General features: G+C 70.5%; 11 protein-coding genes. 8 read left to right on the top strand and 3 right to left on the bottom strand.

Annotation, left to right across the window (positions count from 1 at the left end; translation table 11 throughout):
• The first annotated feature begins 206 nt into the window (after nucleotides 1-206).
• The 4 genes from ABB55_RS09150 (at nucleotide 207) to ABB55_RS09165 (ending at nucleotide 3,123) form a co-directional block, all read left to right on the top strand.
• Nucleotides 207-1,205, top strand: coding sequence for a uracil-DNA glycosylase (locus ABB55_RS09150; protein ID WP_054358539.1), 999 nt, complete (start codon nucleotides 207-209; stop codon nucleotides 1,203-1,205).
• Between the two features lie 136 nt (nucleotides 1,206-1,341).
• Nucleotides 1,342-1,626 carry a hypothetical protein gene (locus tag ABB55_RS09155; protein WP_054358540.1) on the top strand — a complete coding sequence of 95 codons (285 nt, stop codon included), beginning with the start codon at nucleotides 1,342-1,344 and terminating at the stop codon, nucleotides 1,624-1,626.
• 368 nt (nucleotides 1,627-1,994) lie between these two features.
• Nucleotides 1,995-2,858, top strand: coding sequence for a S49 family peptidase (locus ABB55_RS09160; protein WP_054358541.1), 864 nt, complete (start codon nucleotides 1,995-1,997; stop codon nucleotides 2,856-2,858).
• 70 nt (nucleotides 2,859-2,928) lie between these two features.
• Nucleotides 2,929-3,123, top strand: a complete 195-nt coding sequence (locus ABB55_RS09165) for a hypothetical protein (protein WP_054358542.1) — start codon at nucleotides 2,929-2,931, stop codon at nucleotides 3,121-3,123.
• A gap of 148 nt (nucleotides 3,124-3,271) precedes the next feature.
• Here the strand turns inward: ABB55_RS09165 and ABB55_RS29630 are convergent, their stop codons facing one another.
• Both ABB55_RS29630 and ABB55_RS09170 read right to left on the bottom strand, forming a co-directional pair.
• On the bottom strand, nucleotides 3,272-3,475 hold the full coding sequence (locus ABB55_RS29630) for a hypothetical protein (protein WP_140943051.1): 204 nt from the start codon (nucleotides 3,473-3,475) through the stop codon (nucleotides 3,272-3,274).
• A gap of 203 nt (nucleotides 3,476-3,678) precedes the next feature.
• On the bottom strand, nucleotides 3,679-4,035 hold the full coding sequence (locus ABB55_RS09170; RefSeq protein ID WP_054358543.1) for a hypothetical protein: 357 nt from the start codon (nucleotides 4,033-4,035) through the stop codon (nucleotides 3,679-3,681).
• Nucleotides 4,036-4,278: 243 nt separating this feature from the next.
• Here ABB55_RS09170 and pabB point away from each other — a divergent pair, with 243 nt between their 5' ends.
• From pabB to ABB55_RS09185, 3 genes are all read left to right on the top strand, one after another.
• Nucleotides 4,279-5,673, top strand: a complete 1,395-nt coding sequence (gene pabB / locus ABB55_RS09175; RefSeq protein ID WP_054361933.1) for an aminodeoxychorismate synthase component I — start codon at nucleotides 4,279-4,281, stop codon at nucleotides 5,671-5,673.
• Nucleotides 5,674-5,791: 118 nt separating this feature from the next.
• A complete protein-coding gene (locus ABB55_RS09180) occupies nucleotides 5,792-6,400 on the top strand; it encodes an anthranilate synthase component II (RefSeq protein WP_054358544.1) in 609 nt (202 codons plus the stop codon).
• Nucleotides 6,397-7,254 carry an aminotransferase class IV gene (locus ABB55_RS09185; RefSeq protein WP_054358545.1) on the top strand — a complete coding sequence of 286 codons (858 nt, stop codon included), beginning with the start codon at nucleotides 6,397-6,399 and terminating at the stop codon, nucleotides 7,252-7,254. The genes ABB55_RS09180 and ABB55_RS09185 overlap by 4 nt, the downstream gene beginning before the upstream one ends.
• A gap of 30 nt (nucleotides 7,255-7,284) precedes the next feature.
• On the opposite strand, the gene ABB55_RS09190 is transcribed toward ABB55_RS09185, so the two are convergent.
• Nucleotides 7,285-7,575 carry a hypothetical protein gene (locus tag ABB55_RS09190; RefSeq protein WP_054358546.1) on the bottom strand — a complete coding sequence of 97 codons (291 nt, stop codon included), beginning with the start codon at nucleotides 7,573-7,575 and terminating at the stop codon, nucleotides 7,285-7,287.
• Nucleotides 7,576-7,786: 211 nt separating this feature from the next.
• On the opposite strand from ABB55_RS09190, the gene ABB55_RS09195 reads away from it, so the two are divergent.
• Nucleotides 7,787-8,722, top strand: a complete 936-nt coding sequence (locus ABB55_RS09195; RefSeq protein ID WP_054358547.1) for a glycine--tRNA ligase subunit alpha — start codon at nucleotides 7,787-7,789, stop codon at nucleotides 8,720-8,722.
• Nucleotides 8,723-8,763: the final 41 nt, after the last annotated feature.

The following is an 8,763-nucleotide window of genomic DNA, read 5'->3' on the forward strand; positions in this document are numbered from 1 at the left end:
CCCGGACATTCCGTCCGGGCCGAACTGGCGCTAGTGTCCTGGTCGTCTTAGCGCATGTTCCGCCCGGACGGAATTCGTCCGATCGACCGGAAATCGGTTCGGCAGGCAGGTTTCGGCGTGATCGGAACATGCGGTGCGCCGCGGGCGGGACGGCAGGATCGAAGGGGCGGACGTCCAAAGTGTCGGCAGGGCTGGGGGCAGAGGGAATGGTCGACCGTGCCGCTTTGGCGGCGCTGATCGACTGGTATGTCGCGGCCGGGGTCGATGTCGGCCTCGGCGAGGCGCCGTGCGACCGTTTCGCCGAGACCCGCGCCGAACTGGAGGCCCGCCGCCAGCGCGCCGCCGCCCCGCCGCCGGCCGCCGTCCCGTCGCGTCCGGCCAGTGCCGTGCCCTCCGCCGGCGCCCCGGCGGCCGACCGTTACGCCGGGCCGGCTGGCGGGTCCCCAATGGGTGGGACCCCAATGGGCGGGTCCCCTATGGGTGGGTCCTCTCAGGGTGGGCGCCCGCCCGTGCCGATGCCGCCGGAACGGCCGCGATTCGAGGCGCCGCCGCAGCCGGTGGCGCGGCCCGCGCTCGGCGCCGGCGTTCCGGGCGACCAAGCCGTCACCGCCGCCCGCGAGGCGGCACGCTCGGCCGGCAACCTCGAGGAGCTGCGTGCGATTCTCGCCCGCTTCGAGGGCTGCAACCTGCGCCTCACCGCCAAGTCGCTGGTCTTTGCCGACGGCAATCCGGCCGGCCGGGTGATGTTCGTCGGCGAGGCCCCGGGCCGGGAGGAGGACGAGGCCGGCCTCCCCTTCGTCGGCCGCTCCGGGCAGTTGCTCGACCGGATGATGAAGGCGATCGGGCTCGACCGGACCGGCGTCTACATCGCCAACGTCGTGCCCTGGCGGCCGCCGGGCAACCGCACGCCGACCCCGCAGGAGACCGAGATCTGCCGGCCGTTCATCGCGCGGCAGATCGAGCTGGCCGACCCGGATGTGCTGGTCTTTCTCGGCGGCGCATCCGCCGCGGCCCTCGCCGGCACCACCGAGGGCATCACGCGACTGCGCGGGCGCTGGCTCGACTACGACACCGGCCGGCGCCGCATCCGGGCGCTGGCCACCCTGCACCCGGCCTATCTCCTGCGCCAGCCGCTGCAGAAGCGGCTCGCCTGGCGCGACTTCCTGGCCCTGCGCCGGGCGCTCGACGACGGCGTGCCCTCCTGAGCGCACTTTCGCGCAAAACGCGTAAAATGCCGTCGATTGCGGTTATGGTTTCTTGCAGGTTTCCGGTCAGTCTCGAACACGGGGATGAGGGCTTGCGCGCCGGACGAAGGTTCGGCGCCGGGAAAGGCCTGCAACCATGTCGATCACTGCGCTCGGATCGTCCTTCGGCTATATTCCGCCCGCCGCCGCCGTGCGCGAGACCGCGCCGGCCAGCGAGGCCGGCGACAGCACCGCGAGCCGGCTCGTCGAGCAGGCGCAATCGATCGCCAGCGGACCGGTGATCAGCACGACGACCCCGTTCCAGCGCCTGATGGACCGGATGGCGGCCGCCCAGGTCTCCATCCAGGAACGCGTCGGCGGCGAGCCGGAGCGCCCCGGCACCGCCGTCAAGGCCTACGAGGCGGCGGGACGAAGCGGGTAGCGGTTCGATCGAGACGGATGGTCCCCGTCCGTCTCGCGAATCCGAACCACCGACGGCTTCTGCAAGACACCCCGAACCCGCCATTCTGTCATCCCCGGGCTTGTCCCGGGGACCCAGCGCAATGGCCAAGTCATTGAAAAGTCTGGATCCCCGGGACAAGCCCGGGGATGACAGAGTTGAAAATGCCTGCTTCCGATGCGCCCTTCAGCGACCCGACGGCTCATTGACCGCCAACCGGAGTGCCGTGCCGCCGGGGGAGCGCCGCGGACGGGCGCCCTCCGGCCGAAATCGATCGTCGGCGCCGGCCCGGGGTGGCGGAGGGACGCGGGCGGCCCTATCTTCGGTGGCAAGAGCTACCGCGAGGTCCGATGAACGTCCTGCAGTCCGTGCGCGATTTCGCGAAATCGCTGATTCCTGCCCGTTTTCGCCGCGACATCGTCACCATCCCGGTCGTGCGACTGGCCGGGCCGATCGGCATGCCGGGCGGTTTCGGCGCCAGTCTGTCGATCGGCAACGTGGCGACCCGGCTGGAAGCCGCCTTCTCGGTCGCGCGCGCGCCGGCCGTGGCGATCGTCGTCAATTCGCCCGGCGGCTCGCCGGTCCAGGCGCGGCTGATCTACGAGCGCATCCGCGCGCTCGCCGAGGAAGAGGACAAGAAGGTTCTGGTCTTCATCGAGGATGCCGGCGCCTCGGGCGGCTACATGATCGCCTGCGCGGGCGACGAGATCATCGCCGATCCGTCCTCGATCGTCGGCTCGATCGGGGTGGTCTCGGCGAGCTTCGGTTTCGTCGGCCTGCTCGACCGGCTCGGCGTCGAGCGCCGCGTGCATACCGCCGGCGAGAACAAGGCGATCCTCGATCCGTTCCGCCCGGAACGCCCCGAGGACGTGGCCCATTTGCTCCAATTGCAAAGGGAAGTCCACGAGACCTTCATCGACATGGTGCGCGAACGGCGCGGCTCGCGGCTGAAGCATGACGAGGATCTGTTCACGGGCCTGTTCTGGACCGGCAAGCGCGGGCTCGAACTCGGTCTCGTCGACCGGCTCGGCGATCTGCGCGGCACGCTCAGGGAACGCTACGGCGAGACCGTCCGCATCCGGCTGATCGGGGAGCCGCGCGGCCTGACCATCCGCCGCGGCGGCAGCGACGGCGTGAGCCTGCCGACCGGCCTCGCCGCGGAGGCGCTGGCGACCCTGGAAGCGCGGGCCTTGTGGGCACGCTACGGATTGTGACCGTCCCGGACCATCCAGAATTCGCCGCAGTCGAGGCCCAGCCTGCCGGCACCTTCATGAGGGGAAGCCCATGCCGCATATCCTGATCATCGCCGCCGCCGGTGCGGCCGCCCTTGCCGGGTACAAGCTTTTGAAGCGGGAAATGGGCCGGGTCGGACGTTCGCTCGGCGAACTGCGCGAGGCGGAAGCCCGCGCTCCGGTCCGCAGCGGCACGCTCGTGCGCGGTGCCGACGGCGTCTATCGTCCGGTCGACCGCCAGGGCTGAGCCCGGCCGACAGTGTTGCCGTTCCATGAACGGGTGCCGCTCGCGCGGCGGCAGTCGGTGAATCGTGCTTGGTCGGTCAATCGACCGTAGTCGGTCAACGGACCGTAGTCGGTCAATCGACCGTGGCCGGTCGATGGGCGGCGGCCGGTCAATGGACCGTGGCCGAGAAGGAACCGGCCAGCAGTTCGAAACGGCGGCCGAGCATGCGTTCCTGCAGCAGGAGCGCGTCGATCTCGTCGACCAGCGACGGATCATAGGCATCGACGAAGTCCGCCATCGGGTCGATCTCGACGCGGATCGCGGACCGTGCGACCGAAGTCGCCATGAATCTTAACTTCTGACTGCGGGTCATGATCGGCTCCCTCGTCGGTCCCACTCACTACGCCCCGGCCCGACAGCGGCTTCGCTCTTGTTGCAGAATTGTTAACGCACCCGGGCTGAACTGGAACTGAACGCAGCGGTCATGTTGGGTTTGTCCACCGGACAGAATGTCGCTTGCGGCGGGCCGGGGGCCGGTCCGCCGCAAGAACTTGCTGTCCGACAAGGCGTCGCGGATCAGTCGTCGACGATCACGTCGCGGCACCGATAGATGTAGGTGGCGCCGAAGCGTTCGTAGACGAACCGGTCCGGGCAGGCGTCGCCGACATGGCGGGCCGCCAGATGCGGCAGCGGCCGCGGGCGGGGATGCCGGTGCGCGGCGCCCGGACCGCCGGGGATGTTGCCCGGCTCGCCGAGACGCAGGATCCCGTCCGATCCGCCCGATCCGCCGTTGCCGCCGGGGTCGCCCGTGCCGCCGGCGCCGTTGCCGCCACGCCCGCCGCCGGTGTCGGCAGCGAATGCCGGCGCGGAGCCGCCGATGGCGGCGACGGAGGCGAGCGCGAGGGTTGCGGCCAAGAGAAGCGACTTCATCATCGTCACGTCCTTTCGGTTTCGCCCGCTGCCGTTCGGCGCGCGGGCATCATGCCATCCAGGCGGAACTTCGTTGCTTCCAATGGGATTGATGATCGCCCGCGCGGCTTGAACCGCGCCTGACCGGCGCGTTCATTCCCGTCCGGCCGCAAGCGCGACCATGTCGGCCATCGACAGGCCGGGGTCGGCGTGAAAGGAATGCGGCCTGATTTCGGCCGGGCGGAATGGAAGGAGCGGCGGCGCGGCATGAGGATCCTCGATATCGGCCTGACCGATCCGGTCGCGGCGGCTCTCAGCCTCGCCGGTCTTCCGGGCCTCTGCGTCCTGGAAAGCGCCATGCGCGACCCCGCGCTCGGACGCTTCTCGTCGGTCGCGGCCGATCCGTTCGGGGTCTTCACGGTCGTCGGCGGCACCGCCTTCTGGAACGGCGTCGCGCTCGAAGGCGATCCCCTGGAGGCGCTCGGCGCCCGCCTCGCGCTCTATCCGCAGGGCACGGTGCCGGGTCCGGGGCCGTTCCAGGGCGGCGCGGCCGGCTATCTCGGCTACGAACTCGGCCGGGCGCTCGAAAGCCTGCCCGAACCGGCCGTGCCGGAGTCGGCGATCCCCGACATGCGGCTCGGCTTCTACGACGTGGTCGTCTCCTTCGACCACGTCACCGGGCGCACCGCGATCGTCTCGACCGGCTGGCCCGAGCAGGACCCGGAGGCCCGCGCCGCCCGGGCCGAGGCGCGCGCCGCCGATTTCGCCGCCCGATTGGCCCGGCCGGGAGCGCCACCAGTAGGCCCCGGCGCGGCGACGCTCGCCTGGACGTCGAACTTCACCCGCGCCGACTACGAGACGGCGGTCGCCCGCGTGGTCGAATGGATCCGCGCCGGCGACATCTTCCAAGCCAATCTGGCGCAACGCTTCGCCGCCCGCCTGCCCGCGGACTTCGACCCGCTCGCCTTCTATCTGCGTCTCAGGCACGTCAACCCGGCGACCTTCGCGGCCTATCTCGATTGCGACGGCTTCGCGGTCGCCTCCTCCTCGCCCGAACGCTTCGTCCGGCTGGCCGACGGCGAAGTCGAGGCGCGGCCGATCAAGGGCACGGCGAAGCGCTCGCCGGACGCCCATGAGGACGCCGCGCGCGCGACCGAACTGATGGCCTCGGCCAAGGATCGCGCCGAAAACGTGATGATCGTCGACCTGCTGCGCAACGACCTGTCGCGCGTCTGCCGGGCCGAGAGCGTCGAGGTGCCGGTGCTGTGCGGCCTCGAAAGCTATGCCTCGGTGCATCATCTGGTCTCGGTCGTGACCGGACGGCTGGAGCCGGGCCTCGGTGCGGTCGACCTGATCCGGGCCAGCTTCCCGGGCGGCTCGATCACCGGGGCGCCGAAGATCCGCGCCATGGAGATCATCACCGAACTGGAGCGGCACGCGCGCGGCGTCTATTGCGGCGCGATCGGCTGGCTCGGCTTCGACGGTGCCATGGACCTCAACATCGCCATCCGCACCGTGACCTTTCGCGGCGGCGAGGCGGTGTTCCATGCCGGCGGCGGCGTGACGCTCCTGAGCGATCCGGCGGCCGAATACGAGGAGACGCTGGTCAAGGCGGCGCGCATCTTCGCCGCCTTCAAGCCCGATCGGGACGCCCCGGCCTGAGGCCGACCCGGCCTGGGGCCGACCCGCGACCGCAAGGCGACTTGACGGTTCGCGGTCCGCGCCCGACATGATCGGACGATGCGGGGGCGGAACCCGGCGGCGGAGGCATCGGGGTCCCGTGATCCTCGTGATCGACAATTACGACAGCTTCGTCGCCAATGTGGCGCGCTATTTCCGCGTGCTCGGCGCCGAGACGCGGCTGATGCGCAACGACCGGATCGGGCTCGACGACATCCGCCGGCTCGCCCCCGACGCCATCGTGGTCTCGCCCGGCCCCTGCACGCCGGCCGAAGCTGGCATCTCCAACGCGGCGATCGCGGCGCTCTCGGGCCAGATCCCGATCCTCGGCGTCTGCCTCGGCCATCAGTGCCTGGGGGCGGTCTGGGGCGAGCGGGTGACGCGCGCGAAGACGCCGATGCATGGCCGCGCCTCGATGATCACCCATGACGGCACCGGGCTTTTCGCGGGCCTGCCGAACCCGCTCGAGGTCGGCCGCTATCATTCCCTGGTGGTCGAGATCGACCGGCCCGCGGCCAGTCCGCTGCGGATCACGGCGCGCTCGGACGACGGCGAGATCATGGGCCTCGAACATCACCAGCACCCGACCTGGGGCGTGCAGTTCCACCCCGAATCCGTGCTGACCGAAGGCGGTCTGGTGATGTGCGCCAATTTCCTGCGCCTCGCCGCCGACTGGCGCGCCGGCCGTCCCGTCCGGTCGGTCGCGTGAGCGCGATCTTCCTCGACGGGCGCCTGGTCGAGCGGGCCGCGATCGATCCCGCCGACCGCGGCTTCCTGCTCGGCGACGGGCTGTTCGACACCGCCACGCTGTTCGGCGGCCGGGTCTGGCGGCGCGACGACCATCTGGCGCGCCTCGCCGCCGGCGCGGAAGCGATCGGCATTCCGATCGGGCGCGGCGAGATCGAGGCGGCGTTCGACGCACTGGCACCGCTCGCTCCGGCCGCCGGGGCGGTCATCCGCACCACCCTCACCCGAGGTCCCGGCCCGCGCGGGCTGAAGCCGCCGGCCGACCCGCGGCCGACGCTCCTGGCGACGCTCGCGCCCTGGAACCCGGACCTGGCGTTCCGCCCGGTCCGCGCCGCGCTGGCCGAGGCGCGCCGCAACGACCGCTCGCCGACCGGGGCGGTCAAGACGCTCGGCTATCTCGATGCAATCCTGGAGACCGAGCGCGCCGCCCGGCGCGGCTTCGGCGAGGCCATCCTGCTCGACACGGCCGAGCGCGTGGCCTCCTCGACAATGGCCAATCTGTTCGTCCTGAAGGGGCGGCGGCTGAAGACGCCGCGGCTCGCCGGCGCCGTGCTGCCCGGCATCGTGCGTGCGCGCGTCCTGGCGCTCGCCCCCCTGCTCGGCCTCGGCGTCGAGGAGGCCGATCTCGGCATCGCCGATCTTGCAAGCGCGGACGGCCTGTTCCTGACCAACAGCGTGCGGCTGGTCACACCGGTCGAGGCCTTCGAGGATCGCCGCTACGATCCGGCCGCCTTCGGGCCGGCGCGTCTGGTGCTGGAGATGCTCCGGGCCGACATCGAGGCCGAATGCGGCGTCACGCTGCCGCTCGGCGGCTGACCGAGACTTTGGCCGCCGTCCCGCCCAAGATCACTCGTCTTCCTGATAGAGTTCCAGAGTGACGGTGCGCACCGTGACATTGCCGAGCCAGGCATTGCGGTCGGCGATGGCGGTCGCATCGGTCGCCGTATCGGTGGTCGAACCCGGCAGGTTCGAGAACAGGTCGTAGAGCGCCCGGCTCGATCCCGGAGCCGCCGCGACCAGCTGCTCGGCCGCCTGCTCCTCGGCATCCGTCGAGGTCGTCTGATCGTCCGAACTGGTCGACAGGCTGGAGGTCAGCTGCGTGGTCAGGGAGGACAGGGCCGAGGTGATCGCGGTCATGACGGGTTTCCTTTGCGCCGGCGGCATCATGCGGCCCGGCCCCGAGCTCGGCTGTGCCGTACGGCACACATGGTGGCATCGGAATACCGCCAGCAAAGGTCCGAAACACGAATCCGGCAGACCGGCCGGCGCGCTGCGGCCGGTCCCGACGATTGACCCGCCCTGCCCGCGCCGTTACGGTCCCGGCACATTTTCGAACCGGCGAAAGCTCATGATCGACCCCAGCCTGCCCGCCCATATGCGCCCGGACCGTTCCTTCCAGGGCCTCATCCTGACGCTGCAGCGCTTCTGGGCGGACTATGGCTGCGTGATCCTGCAGCCCTACGACATGGAGGTCGGCGCCGGCACCTTCCATCCGGCGACCACGCTGCGCGCGCTCGGCCCGAATCCGTGGCGCGCCGCCTATGTGCAGCCGTCGCGCCGGCCGAAGGACGGGCGCTATGGCGAGAACCCGAACCGGCTGCAGCACTACTATCAGTATCAGGTGATCCTGAAGCCGAACCCGCCGAACCTGCAGGAGCTTTATCTGAAGAGCCTCTATGCGATCGGGATCGACCCGGCGCTGCACGACATCCGCTTCGTCGAGGACGACTGGGAGAGCCCGACGCTGGGCGCCTGGGGGCTCGGCTGGGAATGCTGGTGCGACGGGATGGAAGTCAGCCAGTTCACCTATTTCCAGCAGGTCGCCGGCTTCGAATGCGCGCCGGTCTCCGGAGAGCTGACCTACGGCCTGGAACGGCTGGCCATGTATGTGCAGGGCGTCGACAACGTCTACGACCTCAACTTCAACGGCCGCGACGGCGCCGAGAAGGTCACTTATGGCGACGTTTTCCTGCAGGCCGAGCAGGAATATTCGCGGCACAATTTCGAGCATTCCGATGCCGAGATGCTGTTCGACCTGTTCGGCAAGGCCGAGGCCGCCTGCCGGAAATATCTGGAGGCCGGCTGGGCGGGCGAGCGCCACCTGATGGCGCTGCCGGCCTACGACCAGTGCATCAAGGCGAGCCACGTCTTCAACCTGCTCGACGCCCGCGGCGTCATCTCGGTGACCGAGCGGCAGAGCTACATCCTGCGCGTGCGCGAACTCGCCAAGGCCTGCGGCGCCGCCTGGCTCGCCACCGAAGCCGGCGGCAAGGCCGCCGCCTGACGGGCGCCGCCCCATTCTGGGATTCGCCCCTTCCCGGTTCC

The organism is Prosthecodimorpha hirschii (genome assembly GCF_001305515.1).
In the GTDB taxonomy this organism is placed as follows: domain Bacteria; phylum Pseudomonadota; class Alphaproteobacteria; order Rhizobiales; family Ancalomicrobiaceae; genus Prosthecodimorpha; species Prosthecodimorpha hirschii.

Excerpts from the sequence above, each read along its gene's own strand:
- ABB55_RS09195 (WP_054358547.1), top strand. The coding sequence starts at position 7,787 with ATGATCGACCCCAGCCTGCCCGCCCATATGCGCCCGGACCGTTCCTTC.
- ABB55_RS09155 (WP_054358540.1), top strand. The coding sequence starts at position 1,342 with ATGTCGATCACTGCGCTCGGATCGTCCTTCGGCTATATTCCGCCCGCC.
- ABB55_RS09160 (WP_054358541.1), top strand. The coding sequence starts at position 1,995 with ATGAACGTCCTGCAGTCCGTGCGCGATTTCGCGAAATCGCTGATTCCT.
- ABB55_RS09150 (WP_054358539.1), top strand. The coding sequence starts at position 207 with ATGGTCGACCGTGCCGCTTTGGCGGCGCTGATCGACTGGTATGTCGCG.
- pabB (WP_054361933.1), top strand. The coding sequence starts at position 4,279 with ATGAGGATCCTCGATATCGGCCTGACCGATCCGGTCGCGGCGGCTCTC.
- ABB55_RS09165 (WP_054358542.1), top strand. The coding sequence starts at position 2,929 with ATGCCGCATATCCTGATCATCGCCGCCGCCGGTGCGGCCGCCCTTGCC.
- ABB55_RS29630 (WP_140943051.1), bottom strand. The coding sequence starts at position 3,475 with ATGACCCGCAGTCAGAAGTTAAGATTCATGGCGACTTCGGTCGCACGG.
- ABB55_RS09190 (WP_054358546.1), bottom strand. The coding sequence starts at position 7,575 with ATGACCGCGATCACCTCGGCCCTGTCCTCCCTGACCACGCAGCTGACC.
- ABB55_RS09170 (WP_054358543.1), bottom strand. The coding sequence starts at position 4,035 with ATGATGAAGTCGCTTCTCTTGGCCGCAACCCTCGCGCTCGCCTCCGTC.